Here is a 25,806-nt window from a genome sequence, read left to right as displayed (position 1 = left end):
TATTTTACCCAGAGCACCATGTGGTTTATGCTAAATGTTATGAGCGACTTTATAGCCCCTTCAACAGGTGTAATTACTGGCCACTTTATTAGCCGCAGCCAAGCTATTGGTGAGCTTGTTTACTGGCACAAATACGCAGGCGATCACATACAGGTTCGCCAGTATGGACAGCTACGCTGGCTACTGATTAACGATACTTTGCAATCGGTAATAGAGCTTAACAATCCTCAGCGCCTGCTATTTCCACATTTAACCTATTTGGCTAAACAATGGCAAACCTTAGCAGCGCCAAAGCGTGTACTAGAGCTTGGCCTTGGCGGCGGTGCCATACGTAATTACTTACAACATACCTATCCACATATTCAAATAACATCAGTTGAAAAAAACGCTGATATTATCGCCTGCTATAGCGATTTTTTTGCCATAGAAAAGCAAGCTAATGTGGTATGCGATGACGCGCAAAATGTACTTAAAAAAGCACATAACAATGACTGGATTATTCTTGATTTATTTAGCCAGTTAGACGCGCCACGATTTTTGTTTGAACACGCGTTTTATCAAAAAATATATGATGCGCTCAACGCTGGTGGCACGCTATTTATTAACTTTTTATCGCAGCATGAGTCGCAGTTAATCCAATTGCAGCAGTTATTGCTAAATGTATTTGGGGTAAAAGTAAGCCCGCATAAAGTAGCGGGCTTTGTTAATCATATCGTTATTGTTACTAAATCTGATAATTAAACCGATAAGTTAAAGGTAACAGGTCCATCGTTACACAGGCTCACTTGCATATCGGCGCCAAACTCACCGGTTGCCACGCTAATACCCAGCGCTTTAGCTTGCGTTACAAAGTACTCGTAAAGCTCGTTAGCCTGGCTTGGCGTTGCTGCTGATGAAAAGCTTGGGCGCATGCCTTTTTTGGTATTAGCCGCTAAAGTAAATTGCGACACCACTAATAACTCACCGCCAATATCTTTTAGGCTTAAGTTCATTTTGTCGTTTTCGTCGGTAAAAATACGGTAATTACTTACCTTATGCAGTAGCTTATCGGCTGCTTGCTCATCATCCGGTTTTTCTACACCTAAAAGCAGTAATATACCCTGCTCTATTTGGCCAATAACTTGGTTATTAACTTCTACTTTTGCGTGTTTTACACGCTGTATTAACCCTTGCATTTAATTAGTTTCCTCGGTTTTTAGCTCATCGTCTATCTCTATTTCTGGTGTTTGCGGCACATGATTAGGGCTGATACAGGCGGTAAATTCAGCCCCTAATAACACCACCACCCACGATAAATACACCCACACAAATAAAATAGGTATGGTCGCAACAGCACCATAAATCACTTCGTACGAAGGAAAATGACTTATATAAAGCGCAAAGCCTTTTTTAGTCAGCTCAAATAAAACAGCCGCAAAAAGTGCGCCGGGTATCGCAGCCCTAATAGAGACAGGCGTATTAGGCACTAAGGTATATAACATTAAAAAGCCAACCATTGAAAAACCATAAGGCACCAGCTTTAACAAAAAGCCGCTAAACCCAGGAATACCCTGATCGGCAAACGAAACCAACGACACAATATAGGAGGTAACACCAATACTTGCGCCAAGTAGTACGGGGCCTAGGCTTAATACCATCCAATACACTGCAAAAGAGATCATCATTGGGCGTTTTTTCTTAATTCGCCAAATGCGATTAAGCGTGGCATCAACATTTCGTATCAGCAGCAAGGCTATAGCTGCTAAAAAGCCAATACCTACCGCAGTCATTTGGTTGGCATTACCTGCAAAGGAGCTTATATGCTCTTTAATCACATCTGACGAGGTAGGCACAAAGTTAGTAAACAAAAAGCTTTCTATGGCTATGCGGGTCGACTCAAACCCAGGAAAGGCAGAAAATATAGCCACACCTACAGCTATTAGCGGCACTAACGAAAGCAAAGTAACGTAAGCAAGGTAGCCTGCATTTACCGTTATTTGATCGTCAATACAACGGTTAACGTATTGCATCCACCAGCTTGGCTGCTGCTTCAAAAAGGAGATAGCTTGCTGTTTATAAAGGGAGAGCTTATCATTCATACAATTGACTTGTGCTAATCGAGTTTTGATTATGATAACAATCAGCACCACAATTTACAGCACTTACTGGTAAATAGGGATCCAAATGAAAAAACAAACATTACTTAGCGCCTCAATACTGGCCATTACGCTTACTTTGTCGGGTTGTCAGTCTGCTTATTATTCTGCAATGGAAAAAGTAGGTGTACACAAGCGCGACATTCTTATTGACCGCGTAGAAGAAACCAAAGACTCACAAGAAGAGTCGCAAGAAGAATTTCAATCAGCACTTGAGCGCCTAACAACCTTAATTAATTTTGATGGGGGCGAGTTACAAGATGCCTACAACCAACTTAACGACGATTACGAGTCGAGCTTAGCCGCGGCTAACGAAGTATCAAGCAACATTAATAAAGTAGAAGACGTAGCCGAAGCACTTTTTGATGAGTGGAGCGATGAGTTAGAGCAATATAAAAGTGCCTCACTTAAACGCGAAAGCAGCAAAAAGCTAGCTGCAACACAGCGCCAATTTAGTCAGTTGCTTCGCTCTATGCGCAGCGCCGAGAGCAAAATGGAGCCGGTATTATCATCTTTACAAGATAACGTACTGTACTTAAAGCATAACTTAAACGCACAAGCGGTAGCGGCAATTAAAGGTGAATTCACTAACCTTAAACGCGACATTCAAGTACTCATGAATGACATGAATAAATCGATTGCCGATTCGAACAAGTTTATTGAGCAAATGAATAGCGTTGGCTAATCATTATAAACCTGTTTACTAAGCCTGCTAAATTGCAGGCTTTTTTAATGTAACTTTTTGTTACCTTTGAACTATATGCTAATGCGCTGCTGTTGTTATACTTTAGTAAAAAAATAACTAGAACAATAAAAATGAAGCACAAAGCTATTACCCTAATACTTGCATCCACACTGCTCAGCGCTTGCCAAACAGCTAACAACATTGAAGTGATTGCAGGGGAAAATACCATTACCCCGCTACATCAAGATGGCGAGCGTAAAGGGCGCTACCATAACCTCTACCCAGGTAAAAAAACGTACCCAACCACCTGCGAAACCAACTGCTACCCACCAAGCCCTAAATTACTGTGCGAAAAAGAGAGCGAAAACTGCCAATTTATTGATGATCAAAAGCCTGTTAATTTAAATACAGGCTTTACTGTGCGTTGGCTTGGTCACGCTGGGTTTATGGTTCGCACGCCTAACGGACAGCATGTGCTGTTTGACCCTGTCAAAGAGCAATTCGACTCACCTGTTGATTTAGCCTTTAGGCTAGCCTCTGGGTTTTACAGGCAGCCGGGCGATTGGCTAACACCAAACGAGCTTAAAAACTTAAGTACAGTGATTTACTCGCATATTCATTACGATCATTTTAATAAAGCAGATATTGAAGAACTCGGTAATAAGCCTCGCTATTTAACACCATTGGGTATGGCCGACAATTTCCCTACTGGCGGGTTTAACATTAGTGAAATGGCGTGGTACGCAAAAACAAATATTAGCGATTTAGCTATTCATGCCTTACCTGCTCATCACTTTAGTAGCCGAGTAATGGTACCTTTTATTTATGAAGATAACGATAAAGACCTCTGGAACGGCTGGCTACTGGAGCAAAACGGCAAAACCTTATTTTTTGCAGGCGATACAGGTTACTCAAAGCACTTTACAGATATTCAGCAAAAATATGGCGATATAGATATATGCCTAATGCCCATAGCCTCCTATTACAGCGAAGAGAGCGCTACTTGGTATCGCTATGTGCACACAACACCAGAGGATGCACTTAACGCTTCGCAAGATCTTAACTGCAAAGTAATGATACCGTGGGGCTATGGCAACTCAAGTTGGAAAATGGGCGACCATACTAGCCATTCTGCATTACTGCGCTTATTGCATATGGTTGATGAAATGAATGCTAAAACGCCGCTATATATTCTTAACGAAGGCGAAAGTATTTCACTGTAACTAATGACTTAACTACTTTAGGATTAGTGACACGTTACTATAAATTTATAATAAAACTGAGATATTAATGATAAAACAAGCGTTAGCTATAAGTTTTTTATTAAGTGCACCGGTAATGGCCATTGATGTAGTTCATACCTCTACACCTATTACTGTTGATGGCGTATCTGAAAGCACATGGGATAAAGCAACATGGCACGATATGCCTCATTTAATGGATGGTACACTGCCTTCATCAGAGGACGATTTTAAAGGCCGCTATCGTTTATTATGGGATAAAAATTATTTATACCTTCAAGCCGACATTGTGGATGATGTGTTAATTGATACGCACCCAGACCCAACCGAAAAATATTGGGATGACGATGCACTAGAAATATTTATAGATAGCGACGCCTCAGGCGGAATTCACCAGTTTAACCATACTGCTTTGGCCTATCATATTGGCCTTGATAACCAAGCCGCCGATTACGGCCCTGATAAAAAAGCACATTTATATACCGAACACTTAGTAAGTAACTGGATACGAAACACTAAAGCGCCTTACAACATCACATGGGAAGTAGCCATAAAGCTCTACCCTAACAATTACAAAGAAGGCGCTGTAAACACACCTATTACACTGAGCGAAAACCAAGTTATTGGCTTTATGCTAGCGTATTGTGATAACGATGGCAGTGACGTGCGCGAACACTTTATGGGTTCACACGAAGTCCAGCCAGTAAACGGCGACAGAAATCGTGGCTTTATAGACGCAGACGTATTTGGAAAAATCACTTTGCTACCAAAAAGTAAGTAACCATTAATAAAATAATTGATAACATAGGTTGGGTTGAGCGTAGCGAAACCCAACGAAAAAATTCCCTAGCAACAATTACAGATGTTTTGCATTATCGATTGTTCCAGCTCTGACTCTTTTACTGCTCACTCCCTTCTCTTTGTGCAAAAAATCTTTAAGTAAATTACTCACAAAGAGGATAAGAGGCGCTGCTCTTTTAGAGATATGAGCACAATCGTAAAACTGACAGCTCTTGTTTTAAGCCACAAAAAAGCCGCTGTATTTTGCAATACAGCGGCTTTTAAAATCATTATTCTAAATTAATAGATTATGATTTAGGAGCACGACCCGCACGTTTACGCTCACTTTCAGTTAAGTGACGCTTACGAATACGAATGTTCTCAGGTGTTACTTCTACTAACTCGTCATCATCGATGAACTCAAGCGCTTGCTCAAGTGTGTAGTTCAATGGTGGCGTAAGTGTTTGTGCTTCATCTGTACCAGATGCACGAACGTTAGTAAGTTGCTTACCTTTAAGTGCGTTAACTGTAAGGTCGTTATCGCGGCTATGAATACCGATAACCATACCTTCGTAAACTTCAACACCGTGACCGATGAATAATTTACCACGCTCTTGTAAGTTGAATAATGCGTTAGTAAGTGCTTTACCTGTTGCATTTGCAATCATTACACCGTTCTTACGAACACCTAGCTCGCCACCTTTGTGCGGACCGTAGTGATCGAACGAGTGGTAAAGTAAACCAGAACCTGAAGTAAGTGTCATGAACTCAGTTTGGAAACCGATTAAGCCACGGCTTGGGATCATAAAGTCTAAACGCATACGGCCTTTACCATCTGGTGCCATATCAGTAAGTTCACCTTTACGAAGACCAATTTGCTCCATGATAGAACCTTGGTGCTCTTCTTCACAGTCAATTGTTAGTGTTTCGTACGGTTCTTCTAATACGCCATCAACAGTGCGTAAGATTACTTCTGGACGAGATACAGCTAGCTCGTAACCTTCACGACGCATGTTTTCGATTAAGATACCAAGGTGTAATTCACCACGACCCGATACGCGGAAGCTATCTGGGTTATCAGTATCTGCAACACGAAGTGCAACGTTGTGTACTAATTCTTTGTCTAAACGCTCACGGATGTTACGTGACGTTACAAACTTACCTTCTTTACCACAGAAAGGAGAGTTATTTACAGAGAACGTCATCGTTACTGTTGGCTCATCAACACTTAGTGGTGGTAATGCTTCAACGTTGTTAGGACAACAAACAGTATCTGAAATCTTAAGCTCACCAAGACCTGTTACAGTTACAATGTTACCAGCATAACCACGTTCTGTTTCGATACGCTCAAGACCTAGGTAGCTTTGTACTGCACCAATTTTACCGTTACGGCTAGTGCCATCTGCACTAATGATAGTAACTTGTTGGTTAGGCGCAACAGAACCGCGTTTGATACGACCGATACCGATTACACCTTTATAAGAGTTGTAATCAAGCTGAGAGATTTGCATTTGGAAGTCACCTTCAGGATCTGCATCCGGTGGTGATACTTCGTCAACGATCATTTGGAACATAGGTTCCATGTTGTCAGACGGCTCGTCTAAATCTAATGTAGCCCAACCGTTGATAGCTGAAGCGTAGATTACTTTAAAGTCTAACTGTTCGTCAGTTGCACCTAGGTTGTCGAATAAATCAAAGATTTGATCCATTACCCAATCAGGACGTGCACCTGGCTTATCAATTTTATTGATAACTACGATTGGCTTTAAGCCTTGCGCGAATGCTTTTTGCGTAACGAAACGCGTTTGCGGCATTGGACCTTCTTGAGCATCAACAAGTAGTAATACTGAGTCAGCCATCGAAAGTACGCGTTCAACTTCACCACCGAAATCGGCGTGTCCCGGGGTATCTACGATATTGATATGGTAGTCTTTCCAAGAGATAGCTGTGTTTTTAGCTAAAATGGTAATACCACGTTCTTTCTCAATGTCGTTTGAGTCCATCACACGCTCTTCGTTACCGCCGCGTGTTTCTAATGTACCTGATTGCTCAAGTAGTTTGTCAACCAGAGTTGTTTTACCGTGGTCAACGTGCGCGATAATCGCTATATTTCTTAACTGTTCGATGCTCATATTTTTACTCAGAGAAGTTTATTCTCATTGATCCTGCAAGATCTACGCACTCATCTGCGTTTTCACGAGATGTCCAAGCATAGGATTTAAAAGGGCGCATATTATCCCTCATTAATGACATGGATGAAAGTTTATCCAATACAATTTTGAAAACTTTCTTAATACTTTTACTAAGTATCTGTTTTTTATATGACATTTATATGAAATAAATTTCAGTTATTTGATTAAAAACCCCTCTTTTAGTTAATTCCTTGATATCTTTGGCACAATTTAGCATTTAAGTTATGCTAATTTTAGCGATTAAAATACGCACAAAATAAGCCATGTAAACTTTGCACCAGCATGGATATTTTACGCACCAAAATAGTGCCAAGCGCTTTGCCAATTTTGTGCATATACATTTTTTAACTTTATAAACAACAAGTTAAAATAATGGCATAAAATCAGCTTACTAAAAACCAAAGCATTTAATGCAGCAATAATAAAACCCAACAGTTGGAGGACACATGTCACAATCGGTTTTAGATTTTATTAAAGAAAATGACGTTAAGTTCATTGATTTACGCTTTACTGATACACGAGGTAAAGAGCAACATGTTTCTATTCCTCATCACCAAGTTGATGAAGATTTTTTTGAAGACGGTAAAATGTTCGACGGCTCTTCAATTGCAGGTTGGAAAGGCATTAACGAATCAGACATGGTACTTATGCCAGTGGCTGAGTCAGTTAAACTTGACCCTTTCACAGAAGAAGCCACACTAATTGTACGTTGTGACGTTGTAGAGCCTTCTACACTTCAAGGTTACGAGCGTGACCCTCGTTCAGTTGCTAAACGCGCTGAAGATTACATGAAATCTACCGGTATAGCCGATACAGTTTTATTTGGCCCAGAGCCAGAATTCTTCCTATTTGACGACGTTAAATACAAGTCAGATATGTCAGGTTCTATGTACAAAATTGATTCTGTAGAAGCTGCATGGAACTCAGATAAAGATTACGAAGGTGGCAACACAGGTCATCGCCCAGGTGTTAAAGGCGGTTACTTCCCATGTTCACCAGTTGATTCTTCGCAAGATTGGCGTTCAGCTACGTGTTTAGTGCTTGAAGAACTAGGTCAAGTAGTAGAAGCGCATCACCACGAAGTAGCAACAGCGGGTCAAAACGAAATCGCTACTCGCTTTAATACAATGGTATTAAAAGCAGATGAAATCCAAGAGATGAAATATGTTATTCATAACATGGCTCACCTTTACGGAAAAACAGCAACGTTTATGCCTAAGCCAATCGTTGGCGATAACGGCTCTGGCATGCACTGTCACCAGTCTTTAGCTAAAGACGGTGTTAACTTATTTGCTGGTGACAAGTACGGCGGTCTTTCTGAAGAAGCGCTTTACTACATTGGCGGTATTATTAAGCACGCTAAAGCAATTAACGCTTTTGCAAACGCATCTACTAACTCGTACAAACGTTTAGTACCAGGTTTTGAAGCGCCAGTAATGCTTGCATACTCTGCGCGTAACCGCTCTGCATCAATTCGTATCCCAGTTGTACCATCAGAAAAAGGTCGTCGTATCGAAGTACGCTTCCCGGATCCAACAGCTAACCCATACCTTGCTTTCTCAGCAATGCTTATGGCTGGCCTTGACGGTATTAAAAACAAGATCCACCCTGGCGATGCAATGGATAAAGATTTATACGACCTACCGGCAGAAGAAGCAGCAGAAATTCCACAAGTTGCATCTTCACTAGACGAAGCACTATCTGCACTTAGCGCAGACCGTGAGTTCTTAACACAAGGTGGCGTATTTACTGACGATTTAATCGATGCATACATTGCACTTAAATCTCAAGAAGTAGAAAAGCTTAACATGACAACTCACCCAGTTGAGTTTGAAATGTACTACAGCGTTTAATTTGCTGTAGAACAAATTATCGATAAGATAATAAATGTGTGTTCTCAAGCCCGCTAAGCGGGCTTTTTTTTATGGTAAATTAGGGTAATCTCCACTAAAGTTATGTAATTGTTAAACATGCAGGGCAGCAAAGTGAATTACAGGATTTTTATACTATTTATTGCTTTAGGATTAAGCATTTATAGTTACGCAGGCAATAAAAAAATTTATGCTTGGAAAGACAAAAATGGTGTATTAGTGTTCTCAGATACGCCACATAATGGCGCGACAGAAATAAAGCTAAGCAGCCAAGATCTAACCATGTCTGAAGCCGGCAGCCACACCCCTGATTCACCACCGCCAACACACCCCAATACGTTTCAAATTATGATTTCGTCACCTACCCATAACCAAATCATTCGCGAGAATACCGGTTCTGTGTACGTAACCAGTAGGATCACCCCTCGCTTTGAAGTAGGTTTTACGATACAACTGTTTATAGATGGAAAACCTTATGGCCCTGCTGATGATTTATCGACTTTTGCCATAAGAGATGTAGAAAGTGGCGCTCATACTTTGTATCTCAAACTTTATAATAAACAAAATCAAGCTATTGCCATAAGCCAACCTAGCACCTTTATAATGCAAAGGAAGGAATAAACTAAGCGCAATGTCTCAGATAATAAAATTAGCGCAGCAGTATTTACTGATTAAAACTTGCTTGCAAATATTAACGCACTAAAGTGGTGCATACATGCCAAACAATCAAAATTTCAGCCCTGAACTTCTTAATGCCATATGGCAAAATCAAACAACATCGGTCATGTTACTCGATCAAAGCTTTACGCTTGTTTACGCAAATACCAGCACCAGTGAGCTACTCGGTTTAGGCAAAAAACGTATTATTGGACAACCCTTTAATAGCTTATTTAACTACCACTCTGTTGATTTAGAGCGCATTGCTCAGTACTCGCTTGTAGATGGCGTAGATTGCAGCCAGCATAGAGCTGACGTGGTGTTCATCGATTCTCGCCATGCAAAAATAGCGGTTACTTCAAGACAAATAAAATTTGAAAACGAGCGTTATATTTTATTAGAGTGCCGCAAAACCGATGAAGAAATTAAGCACGATAAAGCGTCTAATCAAATGCACCAATATCAAGCCGCACGAAATTTAATTAGAGGCCTTGCCCACGAAATTAAAAATCCTTTAGGCGGAATCCGCGGAGCGGCGCAGTTATTGCAGTATGAGGTAGATCAACAAGAAAGGGATCAATGCGCTGAGCTAATCATTGAGCAAGCAGACAGGCTACGAGAGTTAGTTGATAGGCTACTAGGCCCTAATCAGCTTCCGCAAAAGTCGTATGGCAATATACACCAAACGCTTGAGTCGGTAGTTAAGTTAAGCACATTAGATAATTGCAAAAACATACGCCTTGTTAAAGATTACGACCCAAGTATTCCAGATGTATTTATTGACCAAGGCAAAGTTCAGCAAGTTGTACTTAACATAGTACGTAATGCTCAACAGGCGCTAGTTGATGGCGGTGAAATAAAAATAAAAACCCGTATAAACCATCAATATCGTCGCCCAGGTAAAGCCCCTAAAAAAGCCTTGTTGATCCAGGTTTCTGATAATGGACCAGGCATAGACCCAAGCGTTCGCGAAACACTGTTCTACCCAATGATCACCAATAAAGAAGGTGGCTCAGGGCTTGGACTTTCAATTGCACAAACGCTTATAGATCAGCACGACGGTTATATAGACTGCGATAGCTGGCCTGGCCATACTGAATTTAATATCTATCTGCCTTTTGCAGATTAATGTTTTGGAGTTGGCATGAAAACAGTTTGGCTTGTAGATGATGACGCATCAATTCGCTTTGTATTGGAAAAAGCGCTCACACGCGCAGGGTTTGAAGCAGAAAGCTTTGCTAATGCGCAAGATGTTCTAAGCGCACTAAAATTTAGCCAGCCAACCGTGTTGGTGTCTGATGTACGAATGCCAGGCATGGACGGTATGGCATTGCTTGAACTCATAGCTGAGCAAAATCCGGGGCTGCCGGTCATTATAATGACTGCCCACTCAGATTTAGATTCAGCGGTTAACGCATTTCAAAAAGGCGCATTTGAGTACTTAGCCAAGCCGTTTGATTTAAACGAAGCCGTTGCCCTTATCGAAAGTGCCTGCAGAGCAAACTCAACTAAAAAAACCAAACGTAAACAAGTACCGCCTAAAAGCGCCCATATTATTGGCGAAGCCCCTGCCATGCAGGAAGTATTTAGAGCCATAGGTAAGCTTTCGGCATCAAGTATGAGTGTACTTATTAATGGTGAATCAGGGACCGGTAAAGAGCTCGTTGCAAGTGCTTTACATAATCACAGCCCACGTAAAGAAAACCAATTTATTGCCCTTAATATGGCCGCAATTCCTAAAGAGCTGGTTGAGTCTGAATTATTTGGCCATGAAAAAGGCGCATTTACTGGTGCCGATAGCGTACGTAAAGGTCGTTTTGAGCAAGCAAATGGCGGTACCCTATTTTTAGATGAAATTGGTGACATGCCGCTGGATGTGCAAACACGTTTATTACGCGTACTGGCCGATGGCGAATTTTACCGCGTAGGCGGGCACCAAAGTATAAAAGTAGATGTACGTATTATTGCTGCCACACACCAAAACCTCGAAGACTTAGTAAAGCAGGGTAAATTTAGGGATGATTTATTTCACCGTTTAAATGTGGTGCGCTTGCGCCTACCTGCCCTTCGCGAACGCACTGAAGACATTGAACGCCTAGCACAGCATTTTCTACATAAAAGTGCCAAAGACCTGCAGGTAGAAAGCAAAGTACTTAGCCCTAAAGCAACTGACCAGTTACGCCTATTTGGCTGGCCTGGTAATGTGCGCCAGCTTGAAAACACCTGCCGCTGGTTAACCGTAATGGCGCCAGGAGAGCTTGTAAGCGAGCAAGACTTACCGCCTGAAATTATTGATGCAACCCCCATTCAGCAAGAAGGTGATTGGTTAGATTCATTTCAACAATGGCTTAATCACGAGCTTAAACAAGGCAAAGAAAATATTTGGCCCGATATTCAAGCCCAGCTTGAAACACGCCTAATTAAAACTGCATTAGCTAATTGCTCAGGCCATAAACAAGAAGCTGCAATAAAAATTGGCTGGGGGCGCAACACGTTGACCCGTAAACTAAAAGAGCGCAATATTAGTTAACACTTGGTCGTTATTCACTGGCTTTTAAATGAAATTAATCGAGCACATTCCATTATTTAAGCAAATGGAAATAGTTAACAGGTTACACTTTTTTAAGGAGTTCACCTTAGCTGAACGCCAGGTACTGCTTGAGTCGTTTGGGTTGCTATATTTAGTAAACCAACATCAATTTTTATTTAAACAATACGATAACGACAAGCGCCTTTATATTGTATTAAGCGGCGCGCTACTTGTTTTTAAGCACAATCACTTACTTGAGCTTGGCACCATAGAACCCGGTGAGTTTATTGGCGAAGGCGCATTTATTAATAACCGCGAGCGTAGTACCAGCGCTCGCGCTAAAGCCGACACTATAGTACTTGCTATTACACCAGAGGCGCTTACACGTTTACCCAATGTTATTTGCGAAAAAATTAAAGACCGAATTATAGAAGGCATGAGCTTACGCATTGCTAAACTTAGTGAGCACATAGAAACCCACGGTTAAATCAATCCACATAAACAATCTGCAATGAGCAATCAAGCCAACCGGGATTATTTACGTGTGCCGTAAATGTGTAAGTATCGGATGGTTTAGCCCCAAAGGGTGTATTTACCAATGGCTGTGAGTGGCTGTATGTTTGCGAGTAGGATTTATAATAAATAACAACATAGCCATATAAATACTCCCACTTCAGTCTCACTACTGCACCACTGGGTAGCGTAAAATCAACATGCTCATTTACAAATTTGACCACTAAATCATTGTATTTATCGTCGCTGCATTGGGTTGTTCTTAGCTGCTTAGGCATAACAAATTGGCTATTGCTATCTGCATTTTTTAAATAAAAGCCTATATTGCCATCGCCATAAAAATGATTTGATCGTGTTGTATAGTTAACTTGTGGCTCGTAACCTAGCCCCTGCATAATAGTAGCTAGCTGCTCTGTCTCTTTTTGGTAAATTTTATCACTTGATAAAAGCAATGTGGCTTCACCAAAACCCGATGGGATCGCTAGCTCTACGTATTCATAGGGAAGGTTTTGTGTATTTAGTGCAGCGTCTAGCTGTTTGCGCTGCTCCTCTTGTAAGTTTTCGCTAAAAACATAAACAGTTGGTTGTTGGCACGCAGCTAATAAAAGTACCAACACACAAATTAAAATTCCATTTTTCATAGTTACTCCCTTTGATTACAAAAAAAAGTCTAGTAGGAGTAACTATTGATAGCAATTTAATTTGTTTGACTATCTAACCATGCATCAACGCTTTGTCGGGTATAAAGTACTTCATTAAATAAACGATGGCGTTCAAATTCCAGCTTTGTTTTACGCATTGTATCGCCACTAACTAAACGGCTATGAGTGTCGTTAAACTTAGAAATAACTGAAAAACCACGTTCATCTTTCTCTTTTTGCTTTTTTACTGAATTAGCAAGGTGAGTTCTTACATCATCTGCTGTCAACATATCTGAATCTTCTAAGCCCATTAGCTCTTTTTTCATTGCTAATCTTACGCCCATTTACTACTCCAATTATATGCAGACCTAAACAATTAAAACGATTAAAGAGTTACCATGTTTTAGGTACGATTTTTTATTTGCCAAAGCAATAGCAAATAGCACACCATATTTTTGAAAAAGCATACGCCTTAAATGCTGCAGTTTTTTTAAAGCAAAAATAAAGTTTTATATTTGTAGGTATTATTTGTCAATCAGCCTACTTTGCTTAGGTGCAAAAACTCATGCAAGCCTTTATACTAGCTGCTTATGCGCCACCAACAGAGATAATCATGTCAGAAGAATACATAGAGATTGAATTAGAAGAAGAGCCTATTGAGCTTTGTAAATTACTAAAAGTACTCGATTTAGTTGAAGGTGGCGGGCAAGCTAAAAACCTAATAGCGCAAGGCTATGTAGGTGTTAACCATGAAATATGTACAATAAAACGGAAAAAATTATACAGTGGTGATGTACTTGAGTTTGACGATGAGCTGTTTCAACTTACTTTAAGTGAAGATGCTACACCAGCAGAGCGACCTGCTCCAACGGCTCAACCACAGCCAGAAAAAGCCAGCAAAGCTGAAGCGTTACAACCGGCAAAAAACAAAAGAAAACGCACCAAAAAACCAAAGGTTGATGAAAAAACAGGACGCCGCCCTATTTCATTTGGTTAATTTATAAATACTTTTTCATCTTTAATATATTATTAGGCTAGCTTGAACAGTTAGCCTTTTTGCTCTTTAATTACCTCGTAAATTATAACAATAACAAGGTAATATTATGACAACATCAACCCCTCCTAATTGGTTTAAACCTGCCCTGTGGGCAGCACTTGTATGGAATTTATTAGGTGTTATGGCATTTGCAATGCAAATGATGATGACCCCCGAAATGATAAGTAAACTACCTTTAGATCAACAAGCTGCGTATTCTAATATCCCTTTATGGTCAACGATTGCATTTGCTGTTGCGGTGTTTGCTGGCGCCATTGGCTGTGCACTTTTACTCGCTAAAAAAGCACTTGCAATACCTACTTTTGCGCTCTCGTTAGTGGCTATATTTATTCAGCAGTTTTATAACTTTATTGTTATTAACAGTATTAAAATGCTAGGGGTAAGCGCCGTATTTATGCCTATTTTAGTAATTATTATTGCCTTTTTACTTTTATATTTAAGTATTAAAAGTAAAGAACATGGCTGGCTGCATTAATCTTATCCTGCAATTTAAATCTATTTATTTGGCTACTTGAAAAAACAATTTTAGGTAGCACCTCTATACTTATAACTGTCTAAAAAACACACACAGCTTAACTAGCTTTTTAGTGTTATTTACCGATTTTGTTATCACTGGTATGTACTTTGCAATCCATAGGCAAATATAGACGTTATTTTTTCAAGGACATAATCCTAACTATCGAAGGGGCAAAAAATGAATAGTTTCGACACCCAACAACAACTAACGATTAATGGCGAACAGTACCATATTCACTCACTTAAAGGATTAGGCGACCAAGCAAAGCGATTGCCCTTTTCTCTGAAAATATTACTAGAAAACCTATTGCGCAACGAAGATGGCGTAAATATTAAAGAACAAGATATTCAGGCCCTGCTCGACTGGGACCCTAAAGCTAAACCTTCTGCCGAAGTTGCATTTACGCCAGCACGTGTAGTAATGCAAGATTTTACCGGCGTACCTGCCATTGTTGATTTAGCCGCCATGCGTGATGCAATGGAAAAGCTCGGCGGAGATCCTGCAAAAATAAACCCACTGTCACCGGCCGAACTCGTAATAGACCATTCGGTACAAGTTGATGGCTACGGTGATGATGGCGCATTTGATTTAAATGCCAAGCTAGAATACGAGCGAAATAAAGAACGCTACGAATTTTTACGTTGGGGGCAAACAGCTTTTGATAACCTAAAAGTTGTGCCACCAGCAACTGGTATTGTGCATCAAGTAAATTTAGAGTTTTTAGCGCGTGTTGTATTTAACGATAGTAAAAATGGCAAATCAATCGCCTACCCAGATACGCTAGTAGGTACAGATTCGCACACGACCATGATTAATGGCTTAGGTGTACTTGGCTGGGGTGTTGGCGGTATTGAAGCTGAAGCCGCCATGCTTGGTCAGCCTATTAGTTTACTGATCCCACAAGTTGTTGGCTTTAAGCTTAATGGCCGCCTTCCAGAAGGTACCACCGCAACTGACTTAGTGCTTACCGTTACCGAAATGCTACGTAACCATGGCGTTGTAGGTAAGTTTGTAGAATTTTATGGTGATGGCTTAGCCGATTTACCGCTAGCCGACAGAGCGACTATTGCCAACATGGCACCAGAATACGGTGCAACCTGCGGTATTTTCCCAATTGATGATGAAACCATTAATTACCTGCGTTTAACAAACCGCGACGAAGATCAACTTAAACTTATTGAAGACTATGCAAAGCATCAAGGTTTATGGCGCAATGAAGGCGATGAAGCACATTACACCGACACGCTTGAGCTTAAACTAGATGACGTTGTACCAAGCCTTGCTGGCCCTAAGCGTCCACAAGACAGAATTACCCTAGATAAAGCCGGTGATGTAATTACACAGCACTTACGAGGTTTTCAGGATGAGCGTATGGCGCGTCGTGATAAAAGCGATGAGGAGCAAGCTCGCATTGAAAGTGAAGGCCCTACCACTAACCCTGATGAGCCAGTAGACGAAGCGCAATTTATGGGCGCAGCTAAAGTGAAGTTTAAAGGCCAAGAGTTTGAACTTAACGATGGTGCCTGTGTTATTGCCGCAATTACTAGCTGTACAAACACTTCAAACCCAAGCGTAATTTTAGCCGCTGGCTTGGTTGCTAAAAAAGCTAAACAACTCGGTATTAATGTAAAACCTTGGGTTAAAACATCACTTGCGCCGGGCTCTCAGGTAGTGACTGACTACCTTGAAAAAGCAGACTTAATGGATGACCTAGAAGCACTGGGCTTTAACTTGGTAGGTTATGGTTGTACAACCTGTATTGGTAACTCGGGCCCACTAGCGACAGAAATATCTGATGCTATTCAAAAGCATAAGCTTGTTGTAAGCTCAATTTTATCGGGTAACCGTAACTTTGAAGGGCGTATACATCAAGATGTTAAAATGAACTTTTTAGCCTCTCCTCCTCTTGTAGTTGCCTATGCCATTGCCGGTCGCACCGATATAGATGTTTATAACGAGCCTTTGGCACAAGATGAAAACGGTAACGACATTTACCTTAAAAATATTTGGCCAAGTGTAAGCGAGGTCAGCGAACTAGTACAAAAAACGGTAACCAGAGAAATGTTCGAAAAAAGCTATGCCAATGTATATGAAGGCGATAGCCGTTGGCAAAAAATTCAAATTCCTGATGGCAAGCTATACGATTGGAATGATGAATCTACCTATATTAAAAAAGCACCATTTTTTGATGGTATGAGTGTAGAGCCTCCGGGCATTCCTACAATTGAGGGCGCACGCTGTTTAGCAAAACTTGGCGACTCGGTTACAACCGACCACATTTCGCCAGCAGGCGCGATTAAAGCCGATGCCCCAGCGGGTATTTACCTGCAAGAAAACGGCGTTGAAAAAGCACAGTTTAATTCGTACGGCTCACGCCGTGGTAACCATGAAGTAATGATGCGCGGCACATTTGCCAATGTAAGGCTTAAAAACCTACTAGCACCAGGTACAGAGGGTGGCGTTACCCGTACTCAACCAGACGATAAATTAGCAAGTATTTACGATGCTGCCATGGAGTATGAGAAAAATAATACCCCGTTGGTTATTTTAGCTGGTAAAGAATACGGTACTGGTTCTTCTCGTGACTGGGCTGCAAAAGGCTCGCTCCTTTTGGGAGTTAAAGCCGTTGTTGCACAAAGCTACGAACGTATTCACCGCTCTAACTTGATTGGCATGGGTGTTCTACCACTGCAATTTAAAGAAGGTGAAAGCCATGAATCGTTAGGTTTAACCGGGCAAGAGCAGTTTGATATTGAAGGCTTGTACGACAAAACCAACGAAGTAAGTATTATTGCCACAAATGCTGAAGGTAAAAAAGTAAGCTTTAGTGCCGATGTACGAATTGACACACCTAAAGAGTGGGATTACTACAAACACGGCGGTATTTTACAATACGTACTGCGTAATATGCTTGACTAAGCAGGTGCTTTAAATTTTAAAAGCCTAGCGTGTTTGCTAGGCTTTTTTTATGCGTAAAACCAAATCTTTAGCTCGCTGTTATTTTTTATACGTTTTTAAGCCATTAAAATAGCGAAAAGCGGTTATTAAGCCACTAGATATGCCCAAACTGCGATTAACGAGAGCTTATTAAACAACGCTAAATTCCAAAACGTTAACCGCTAAACAGCCCTAGTAGCCGCTTATATTTTGCATTTCTTTACTGCGCTGCTCTAGTTTTTGCTTAGCTTTTTCGGCATCTTCGAATAATTTTTGAATAGACTCTGCGTTATAAACGGTAGGTGTTGCTGGTTGAATGGTTTTTTTAGCAGTATTAGTATTGCTACTTAAAATTGATGTGTCTTCTGCGGCAACTACAGTTACATCGCGCGCATCTAACGTCACCTCAATACTTTTACCATCGGCATTAGGCGTATCTGAAAAATGCCATTGGCCATCTTCATCCTGCCACTTATAAATTTTTCCGCTTGATTTTACAACGTGGGAATTGTTACTGACACTGCTAACAATTTGATTGCCTGCTTGCTTAGCGCCTTGTACTGCTTGGTCGAGTGTATTTGTAGAAAGCGCGACCATTTTTTCTTTAATTTGCTGAGATTCGTTACTAATTGATGAGGCCGAGAGCCATGTTTGACCATCAGGCTTTTTAATATAAAACAAAGAGATAACAGCAATGATCATGACCGATATTGCCAAGTAGGTGAAGTATTTCATAGCGTTCCTGCTTAAAAATGAATCCTTGAAACGCAAGTCTAATAAAAAATACTTAATCAGGCAATTTTTTTGCAATAAAAACGCAACCTAAGTTGCGTTTAAAATGTACATGTATTGGCATTAATTTTAAATGCCATCACCGTCAATATGTAATCCGCATTCGCGATTTAAACCAAAAAAGCGAGTTTCTTCTTCGCTCATACCTGGCTCTAACTTACGCGTAGTATGCACATCACCCATCGACACATAGCCTTGCTCCCATAACGGGTGGTAAGGTAAGTCATGCTTAGTAAGGTATTGATATACATCACGGTTTGACCACTCAATAATCGGGTACACTTTTACCGTACCACGGCTTATTTCTACAAACTGCTTATCTGCGCGGGTAGAAGATTGATCGCGACGTAAGCCACTAAACCATGTACCTGCTTCAATTTCTTTTAAAGCACGAGTCATTGGCTCTACTTTATTAAGCTGATTATATTGCTTAATTCCATCTTCGCCTTGTTCCCATAACTTACCGTATTTAGCCTCCTGCCATGCAGGGCTAAGGTTTGCTTTATATACCTGTAAGTTTAGTGAAAGCCGCTCTGTCATTTGCTCAATAAACTGATAGGTTTCTGGAAATAAATAACCGGTGTCGGTTAATACAACTGGAATATCAGGACGCTGAGATGTCACTAAATGCAGCATAACCGCTGCTTGAATACCAAAGCTTGATGATAAAAAAGCGGTGTCGGGTAAGTTTTCTAACGCCCATGCAACACGCTGCTTAGCACTCATAGGTGCAAGTATGCCGTTTGCATCGCTAAGCAAAGCCGCTTGGCTTTGTTTATCAAGCTGTAATATGTTTTTAAATTCACTCATGGTCAATTTTAAACCTCACCCGCGCTTAGCACGGGTATTTAATTAAGCGTGAAAATCGGTTACTGATACTTTTACTTCAGTAACAATGCCTTTGCGAATAACAAAGTCACCAAAACATTCACCGTCGTTTCGCTCACTTGCCCACTGGCCAATTAGCTTATCGAACGCGTCTAGGTAAACATCTTCACCTACGTTTTCTAGGTACAATTTAGGAATGCGCGTACCTTCTAAGTTACCACCTAAGTAAACGTTGTATTTACCAGGGCCTTTACCGACTAAACCGGCTTCTGCAAGCATTGCGCGACCACAGCCATTAGGGCAGCCTACAACGCGCATAATAATGCTGTCATCAGGTATGCCATGCTTAGCAAGTAGCGCTTCGGTTTTTTCAATTAAGCTTGGTAAGTAACGCTCAGCTTCAGCCATAGCCAGCGGACATGTTGGTAGTGCCACACAAGCCATTGAGTTTTTGCGCTGCTCTGTGTCTTTGTCGTCAATTAAACCGTGGTTGCGAGCAATTTCTTCAATAACCGCCTTTTGATCGGCAGGTACACCGGCAATAATTAAGTTTTGGTTTGCCGTCATGCGCATGTCACCTTGGTGAACCTCGGCAATTTTACGACAACCTGTTTTAAGTGGCTTATCTGGGTAATCTAAAATACGGCCACTTTGAATAAATAGCGTTAAGTGGTGCTTACCATCAATGCCCTCTACCCAACCAATACGATCCCCTCGATGAGTAAACTCGTACGGGCGGCTTGGCGCAAAGTTAACGCCTGCGCGTTTTTCTACTTCTGCTTTAAATACATCAGTACCCACGCGGTCTAGTGTGTATTTAGTTTTTGCATTTTTACGGTTTGAACGGTTACCCCAATCGCGCTGTACAGATACAACGTGCTCTGCAATTTTTAGCGTGTCTTCTAGGCTAATAAAACCAAAGTCATCGGCCTTACGCGGATACGTCGCCGTATCGCCGTGGGTCATAGCTAGGCCACCACCAACAAGTACGTTAAAACCAACAAGCTTGCCATTTTCTGCAATAGCTACAAAATTTAAGTCGTTTGCGTGTACATCTACTTCGTTGTTAGGCGGAATGGTAACCGTGGTTTTAAACTTACGCGGTAAATAGTTAGAACCTAAAATTGGCTCTTCTGTTGTTTCTGCCTTTTCGCCATTTAACCAAATTTCAGCGTACGCTTTCGTTTTAGGTAGTAAATGCTCAGAAATTTTTGCAGCCCACTCGTAAGCTTCTTGGTGTAGCTCAGACTCAACAGGGTTGGTAGTACACAGTACGTTACGATTTACATCACCTGCTGTAGCAATAGAGTCAATCCCTACGCTGTTAAGCATTTGGTGCATGCCTTTAATATTTGGCTTTAATACACCATGAAATTGAAACGTTTGACGCGTAGTTAAACGAATGCTGCCATAGCTTGTTTTTTCATCGGCAAATTTATCAATTGCTAGCCATTGCTCAGGCTTAATAATACCGCCTGGCATACGGGCACGTAGCATTACATTGTGTAATGGCTCTAATTTTTGCTTTGCACGCTCAGGACGTATATCACGGTCATCTTGCTGGTACATACCGTGAAAACGAATTAGCTGAAAGTTATCGGCTGTAAAGCCACCGGTAATTTCATCTTTTAAGTCTTGTTCTATGGTGCCACGTAAAAAGTTACTTTCTCTTTTCAAACGCTCGTTATCAGAAAGTTTTACGTTTTTATCTTGTTCGCTCATTTTAAATCCTAAATTTGTTACAGTGACGGCTGCTAGCTGTTAGTAAAATAAGAAACGTGATTAGTACACGTCTTTCTGATAGCGGTTTGCGCTACGTAGGTCTTTTAAATACTGCTCTGCGTCTTCATAGCTTTTACCGGTGTTTTCGCTGATGATATCAACTAATGCATTGTGTACATCTTTTGCCATGCGGTTTGCATCGCCACATACATAAAAATGAGCACCGGCTTCTAGCCACTCAAATATCTCTTTTGAGTTTTTGCGTAGCTTATCTTGTACGTATACTTTTTCGGCTTGATCGCGGCTAAATGCAACGTCTATTTTGCTCAGTAATCCCGACTTTAAATACCCTTGCATTTCTACTTGATATAAGAAGTCTTGAGTAAAGTGTGGATTACCAAAAAACAGCCAGTTTTTACCTTGTGCTTCACGCGAGTCACGCTCTTGTAAAAAGGCGCGGAACGGCGCAATACCAGTACCAGGGCCAACCATAATCACTGGTGTATTGTCGTCTGTTGGTAAACGGAAGTTATCGTTGTGCTCACTAAATACTTTTACTTTACAGCCTTCTTCAGCACGACGAGCTAAATAACCAGAACAACCACCTAAGTGTTCGCTGCCAAACGCTTCAAATTCAACTAAGCCAATTGTTAAATGTACTTCTTCTTCCACTTCGCTTTGGCTAGAGGCTATAGAGTATAAACGCGCCTGTAGTTTACGTAGGCAATCTACTAATGTTTGCGCTTCGAGTTTTGCTGGGTTTTGTGCAACCACATCAAAAATTTGGCGAGGCTCAATGTACTCACGCATAGCGGCTTTATCTTCAACAAGTTTAAGCAGCTCTGGGGTGCCTGTAGCGGTTGCGTACTTTTCTACAAAACCTGGGTATGATTGCGTAAGCTCAAGTTTTTCGATTAACGCTTCACGAATTGATAGTGATTCGTCACCTACTTTTACTGTACTGCTTGAATCGATTTGTGTGTGTGCTAGTAGCTCATCTACACGCACTTCGTCATTTAAAAAGTAAACACCTAATGAATCGCCCGGTGTATATGTAATGTCTGAGCCTTCAAGAGAAATTTCTACGTGGCGTACATCTTTAGTAGAGTCGCGCCCTGTAATTTTTTGTACTGTTACAAGCTCTGCCTCAAATGGGTTTTGCTTAGTGTACTGGCTAGCCGCTGCTGTGGGTGCACCAAATGGCATAGCAACAACTTGCCCGCCTGCTGCGTCTTGCTGTGCTTTTAAATCAGGTTCAAACGCATCTAGCGCACCAGTGATCCACGTAGCCGCTTCGTCATCGTAATCAACATCTAGGTCAGCACGTTGGAAAATAGTTTCGGCTCCTAGTTTGTTTAGGCGCTCTTCAAAGTCTTTTGCTGTTTGGCAGAAAAACTCATAGCTAGAATCACCCAAGCCCAGTACAGCAACTTTAACACCATCAAGCTTAGGTGCTTTTTTAGTAGTTAAAAATTCATATAGGGTTTCTGCATCTTCTGGTGGCTCACCTTCGCCATAAGTTGATACCACAACAGTTAAAAACTTTTCTTTTTTCAGGGCCGTAGGTTTATAGTCAGACATGCTCACAAGTTTTACAGCCAAACCGCGCGATTCAGCTTGCTCTTTAAGCTTAGTGGCTACACCTTTAGCATTACCGGTTTGCGAACCATATAAAATAGTAAGCGGTGCAGCATCGCTTGCAGCTGTCGTTGGCGCTTGCCCACCAAGAGCAGCAGAATTAGCATTCGCAGCTAAGTAGCCACTTACCCATGCTTGCTGAATTGGATTAAGTTCTGCCACTAAGCCTTGCAGCTTTTGTACTTGCTCTTGCGATAGCGGGCTTGCCGCTGCGTTAAGTTGACCTAACAACATGAATCTGTTCCCCATAACCCTGAAAATTACATACAGCCCATATTATGCGCTGTTCAAAATGAGTTTTACCTCACCGAGAGTAACTCTGCTGAGGTTTTATTAGTGTGCAGGATAACGGGCTATGCAGTGATAAAAAAAGAATAGAATCTGCTTTGTTATTCCATTTAGTTATTAATTTATATAAAGACCTTCAAAAACAGCTTAAAGCCTAATTATTGTCATTTTATTAATTTTATATTTAACAAATTTGTAACCTTGCACAGATAGTGTATGTTATTCACTCAATGTACTAAAAAGGAACAACCATGTCACACGGGACATATAAAATTAAAATACTTAGTGCAGCTCTGTTATTTACAACAGTACCTACACTTGCAAATGTAACTAATGGCGGCTTTGAGCAGTGGTCTGGTAATAGCCCAGATTCTTGGACTACGATTGATAGCGGCATTAGCTTAGCGCGCTCAACCAGTACAGTTAAAAGCGGAAGTAGCGCAGCAGCTGTTAATGTAACTACAGGCTCGCAAAGCAATACAGATTTACTACAGCAAGTTAGCGTAGAGGCAGGTAAAACGTATGACTTTGCTGTGGATGTTTATCACACCGAAGGAAATATACGAGCACGCTTGTATGTAGACGGCTATCAAGGCTACTCAAACCAAGCACAAACTAATCAATGGCAAACTATTAGCCACAGCTATACGCCAAGCAGTAACAAAACAATTAATGTGGGTTTACGTTTTTACGATATGAGCGGCTTTGATGGCAATGAAACCGTTTACGTAGATAACTTTTTACCTAATACCGATGGCGGCGCTTCAACTACCTGTAACGACAATAGCCTTACTTTAACACTGAATACCGATAACTACGGGAACGAAACCAGCTGGGCGGTTAATAACAGCCAAGGCAGCAGTGTTGCAAACGGCAGTGGTTATGCATCAAACACGCAATACAATGAACAACTATGCTTAACTGATGGCGCATATACACTTGTTGTAAGTGACAGCTACGGCGATGGTATGTGCTGTAATGTTGGCAATGGTAGCTATAGCCTAACTTATGGCTCTACAGAGCTTGCAAGCGGTGCAAGCTTTAACAGTACTGATAGCACCACGTTTGAGCTAGGCGATGGTTCTGGTGGTGATACCGGTGGCGGTACTAACCCGACACCAACAGGTTACTATGTGACCACCCAGGGTTTATCTGGCTATGCGTTAAAAACTGAGCTTTATAACATTATTAAAAACCACAGTTCGCAAGGGTACTCGGCAATTTGGAATTTTTACGATTCATCAGCTCGCGATAACTACTATGAAAACGATAACAGCATACTCGATATGTACAGCGAAAAGCCAAATGGTAGCGATAGCTACACATATACCGCGGTAAGCGATCAGTGTGGTACTTATAACAGCGAAGCTGATTGCTACAATCGCGAACATTCATTTCCAAAAAGTTGGTTTGGTGGTACAAACGAGCCTATGAACTCAGACGTTCACCACATCTACGCTACCGATGGCTATGTAAATTCAAAACGCAGTAACTACCCATTTGGTGAAGTAGCCAGTGCATCATTTACATCAACTAACGGAAGCAAAGTAGGCACAGCAACAAGCGCATTAAACTACTCAGGCACTGTTTTTGAGCCAATTAATGAGTTTAAAGGTGACTTTGCACGCGCGTACTTTTACATGGCAACTCGCTACGAAAACGTAATAGGCTCGTGGCAAAATAACACAACTGCAAGTAATGCAGTCCTTAATGGATCAAGCAATCAAGTGTTTGAGAGCTGGGTTGTAGCTATGCTACTTAACTGGCATAACGGCGACCCTGTTAGCCAAATGGAGCTTGACCGCAACCAAGCCGCTTATGAGTTTCAAGGGAATCGTAACCCATATATTGACCACCCTGAATTTGTAGAGATGATTTGGTAGCAAACCGCTTATAATACTTTAGCCCCAGCGCATGCTGGGGCTTTTAGTAACTGTATTTTATGCTGCTTAATAAGTGACTCTACATACCGTTTTTCTAAATTCCACGGGTGACGTTTCCAGCCTTTAAACCCAAAACCGACAATATAAACCTGAGCTTGTTGCTGTAAAAAGTATTCTATCGCTAACATACCAGAGCTAGGGGCTTTAGCCCTAAAAACGGGTTTACCAAAAGTATATAAACGCTTTAGCAAAGCTTCTTTTGCTTTATGTGTAATTCGCTCTACATTTGCATACGTGCTGTATTTAAGCGTAATTTCATCACCATGATCAATACTCCCTTTGCGTTTAATTAACCTGTAAAAAGATTGCATAAACCGATTAGGTTGTGGGTCGGTGATCATGACATTTTGCACTCTATATATATCAACTGCAGGAAATGCAGCAGTAAACTTTATGCCCTGCTTACCTTTACTCACTAACCATAAATCTGTGCATTTATGGCCTAAAAGCTTAGGCATATTCGCGCACATATTAAACCGCACTACTCTATCAAAGCTGTTTAATGTTTCACTAAAGTCTTTTTCTACAGGGCCATTACCGATAATTAAAACTGACTGCTTAGCCATACTACACTCCATGTACCTTTATTGGAGCATACTAACCCGCTTATTTTTATTTACCAGATAAGTAATATGAAACTTTTATTGCGATAAACTAGTGCACTGCCTTTAGGTAAGTAAGTGTATTTGCCAACTTGTATTACTCAGTGCTTGCTCTCCTAACTCTAACGACTCGTATCGTTTACCGGTAATTTTAATAAGCCAAACCTTGTCTGTAAAAGTACGGCTTAAATACACTGTTTGACCGTTTGGGATCTGTGGCATAAATGAAGAAATAGA

Annotated in this window: 24 protein-coding genes; 13 read left to right on the top strand and 11 right to left on the bottom strand. The window is 41.1% G+C overall.

The window, feature by feature from the left end:
• The first annotated feature begins 27 nt into the window (after positions 1-27).
• Complete coding sequence (locus PESP_RS01025; RefSeq protein ID WP_089349064.1) at positions 28-741, top strand: spermidine synthase; 714 nt, start codon at positions 28-30, stop codon at positions 739-741.
• Here the strand turns inward: PESP_RS01025 and dtd are convergent.
• Positions 738-1,175 carry a D-aminoacyl-tRNA deacylase gene (gene dtd, locus PESP_RS01020; RefSeq protein ID WP_089346375.1) on the bottom strand — a complete coding sequence of 146 codons (438 nt, stop codon included), beginning with the start codon at positions 1,173-1,175 and terminating at the stop codon, positions 738-740. The genes PESP_RS01025 and dtd overlap by 4 nt on opposite strands.
• Positions 1,176-2,078 (bottom strand): virulence factor BrkB family protein, encoded by a 903-nt coding sequence (locus PESP_RS01015; RefSeq protein ID WP_089346374.1) that lies wholly within the window; start codon positions 2,076-2,078, stop codon positions 1,176-1,178.
• Between the two features lie 85 nt (positions 2,079-2,163).
• On the opposite strand from PESP_RS01015, the gene PESP_RS01010 reads away from it, so the two are divergent.
• From PESP_RS01010 to PESP_RS01000, 3 genes are all read left to right on the top strand, one after another.
• The gene (locus PESP_RS01010) at positions 2,164-2,820 is read left to right on the top strand and encodes a DUF2959 domain-containing protein (RefSeq protein ID WP_089346373.1); all 657 of its coding nucleotides are present in this window, start codon (positions 2,164-2,166) and stop codon (positions 2,818-2,820) included.
• A 131-nt stretch (positions 2,821-2,951) separates the two neighbouring features.
• The gene (locus tag PESP_RS01005; RefSeq protein ID WP_089346372.1) at positions 2,952-4,043 is read left to right on the top strand and encodes an MBL fold metallo-hydrolase; all 1,092 of its coding nucleotides are present in this window, start codon (positions 2,952-2,954) and stop codon (positions 4,041-4,043) included.
• A gap of 67 nt (positions 4,044-4,110) precedes the next feature.
• Positions 4,111-4,842, top strand: a complete 732-nt coding sequence (locus tag PESP_RS01000; RefSeq protein WP_089346371.1) for a CBM9 family sugar-binding protein — start codon at positions 4,111-4,113, stop codon at positions 4,840-4,842.
• Between the two features lie 307 nt (positions 4,843-5,149).
• Here the strand turns inward: PESP_RS01000 and typA are convergent, their stop codons facing one another.
• The gene (gene typA, locus PESP_RS00995) at positions 5,150-6,973 is read right to left on the bottom strand and encodes a translational GTPase TypA (protein WP_089346370.1); all 1,824 of its coding nucleotides are present in this window, start codon (positions 6,971-6,973) and stop codon (positions 5,150-5,152) included.
• A 506-nt stretch (positions 6,974-7,479) separates the two neighbouring features.
• Here typA and glnA point away from each other — a divergent pair.
• From glnA to PESP_RS00970, 5 genes are all read left to right on the top strand, one after another.
• A complete protein-coding gene (glnA, locus tag PESP_RS00990) occupies positions 7,480-8,886 on the top strand; it encodes a glutamate--ammonia ligase (RefSeq protein ID WP_089346369.1) in 1,407 nt (468 codons plus the stop codon).
• A 132-nt stretch (positions 8,887-9,018) separates the two neighbouring features.
• A complete protein-coding gene (locus tag PESP_RS00985) occupies positions 9,019-9,525 on the top strand; it encodes a DUF4124 domain-containing protein (RefSeq protein WP_089349063.1) in 507 nt (168 codons plus the stop codon).
• Between the two features lie 94 nt (positions 9,526-9,619).
• A complete protein-coding gene (glnL, locus tag PESP_RS00980; protein ID WP_089346368.1) occupies positions 9,620-10,690 on the top strand; it encodes a nitrogen regulation protein NR(II) in 1,071 nt (356 codons plus the stop codon).
• Positions 10,691-10,705: 15 nt separating this feature from the next.
• Positions 10,706-12,091, top strand: coding sequence for a nitrogen regulation protein NR(I) (gene glnG / locus PESP_RS00975; protein ID WP_089346367.1), 1,386 nt, complete (start codon positions 10,706-10,708; stop codon positions 12,089-12,091).
• Positions 12,092-12,119: 28 nt separating this feature from the next.
• Positions 12,120-12,578, top strand: coding sequence for a cyclic nucleotide-binding domain-containing protein (locus PESP_RS00970; protein WP_089346366.1), 459 nt, complete (start codon positions 12,120-12,122; stop codon positions 12,576-12,578).
• A gap of 1 nt (position 12,579) precedes the next feature.
• On the opposite strand, the gene PESP_RS00965 is transcribed toward PESP_RS00970, so the two are convergent.
• Together PESP_RS00965 and PESP_RS00960 are read right to left on the bottom strand one after the other, a co-directional pair.
• Positions 12,580-13,245, bottom strand: a complete 666-nt coding sequence (locus PESP_RS00965; protein ID WP_089346365.1) for a hypothetical protein — start codon at positions 13,243-13,245, stop codon at positions 12,580-12,582.
• 56 nt (positions 13,246-13,301) lie between these two features.
• Positions 13,302-13,589 (bottom strand): hypothetical protein, encoded by a 288-nt coding sequence (locus PESP_RS00960; protein WP_089346364.1) that lies wholly within the window; start codon positions 13,587-13,589, stop codon positions 13,302-13,304.
• A 269-nt stretch (positions 13,590-13,858) separates the two neighbouring features.
• Here PESP_RS00960 and PESP_RS00955 point away from each other — a divergent pair, with 269 nt between their 5' ends.
• The 3 genes from PESP_RS00955 to acnA all read left to right on the top strand — a co-directional run bounded on the left by PESP_RS00955 (position 13,859) and on the right by acnA (position 17,738).
• Positions 13,859-14,242, top strand: a complete 384-nt coding sequence (locus PESP_RS00955; RefSeq protein ID WP_089349062.1) for an RNA-binding S4 domain-containing protein — start codon at positions 13,859-13,861, stop codon at positions 14,240-14,242.
• Positions 14,243-14,348: 106 nt separating this feature from the next.
• Positions 14,349-14,777 carry a hypothetical protein gene (locus PESP_RS00950; protein ID WP_089346363.1) on the top strand — a complete coding sequence of 143 codons (429 nt, stop codon included), beginning with the start codon at positions 14,349-14,351 and terminating at the stop codon, positions 14,775-14,777.
• Between the two features lie 219 nt (positions 14,778-14,996).
• The gene (gene acnA / locus PESP_RS00945; protein ID WP_089346362.1) at positions 14,997-17,738 is read left to right on the top strand and encodes an aconitate hydratase AcnA; all 2,742 of its coding nucleotides are present in this window, start codon (positions 14,997-14,999) and stop codon (positions 17,736-17,738) included.
• A 210-nt stretch (positions 17,739-17,948) separates the two neighbouring features.
• Here acnA and PESP_RS00940 read toward each other — a convergent pair whose 3' ends face one another.
• The 4 genes from PESP_RS00940 to PESP_RS00925 all read right to left on the bottom strand — a co-directional run bounded on the left by PESP_RS00940 (position 17,949) and on the right by PESP_RS00925 (position 22,970).
• Positions 17,949-18,491 carry a DUF4124 domain-containing protein gene (locus PESP_RS00940; RefSeq protein ID WP_089346361.1) on the bottom strand — a complete coding sequence of 181 codons (543 nt, stop codon included), beginning with the start codon at positions 18,489-18,491 and terminating at the stop codon, positions 17,949-17,951.
• 126 nt (positions 18,492-18,617) lie between these two features.
• On the bottom strand, positions 18,618-19,358 hold the full coding sequence (locus PESP_RS00935; RefSeq protein ID WP_089346360.1) for a phosphoadenylyl-sulfate reductase: 741 nt from the start codon (positions 19,356-19,358) through the stop codon (positions 18,618-18,620).
• 42 nt (positions 19,359-19,400) lie between these two features.
• Entirely contained in the window at positions 19,401-21,098 is a 1,698-nt protein-coding gene (cysI, locus tag PESP_RS00930; protein WP_089346359.1) for an assimilatory sulfite reductase (NADPH) hemoprotein subunit, read from the bottom strand.
• Between the two features lie 60 nt (positions 21,099-21,158).
• Positions 21,159-22,970, bottom strand: coding sequence for an assimilatory sulfite reductase (NADPH) flavoprotein subunit (locus PESP_RS00925; RefSeq protein ID WP_089346358.1), 1,812 nt, complete (start codon positions 22,968-22,970; stop codon positions 21,159-21,161).
• A gap of 305 nt (positions 22,971-23,275) precedes the next feature.
• Here PESP_RS00925 and PESP_RS00920 point away from each other — a divergent pair, with 305 nt between their 5' ends.
• On the top strand, positions 23,276-24,907 hold the full coding sequence (locus PESP_RS00920) for an endonuclease (RefSeq protein ID WP_089346357.1): 1,632 nt from the start codon (positions 23,276-23,278) through the stop codon (positions 24,905-24,907).
• An 8-nt stretch (positions 24,908-24,915) separates the two neighbouring features.
• Here PESP_RS00920 and PESP_RS00915 read toward each other — a convergent pair whose 3' ends face one another.
• On the bottom strand, positions 24,916-25,533 hold the full coding sequence (locus PESP_RS00915) for a hypothetical protein (protein ID WP_089346356.1): 618 nt from the start codon (positions 25,531-25,533) through the stop codon (positions 24,916-24,918).
• A gap of 102 nt (positions 25,534-25,635) precedes the next feature.
• On the bottom strand, positions 25,636-25,791 hold the full coding sequence (locus PESP_RS00910; protein WP_174694365.1) for a hypothetical protein: 156 nt from the start codon (positions 25,789-25,791) through the stop codon (positions 25,636-25,638).
• Positions 25,792-25,806 lie beyond the last annotated feature (15 nt).

Origin of the sequence: Pseudoalteromonas espejiana DSM 9414, assembly GCF_002221525.1 — a bacterium.
Taxonomy (GTDB): Bacteria; Pseudomonadota; Gammaproteobacteria; order Enterobacterales; family Alteromonadaceae; genus Pseudoalteromonas; species Pseudoalteromonas espejiana.
The sequence above is the reverse complement of the archived record's forward strand: the minus strand, read 5'-3'. Positions and strand labels throughout refer to the sequence as shown.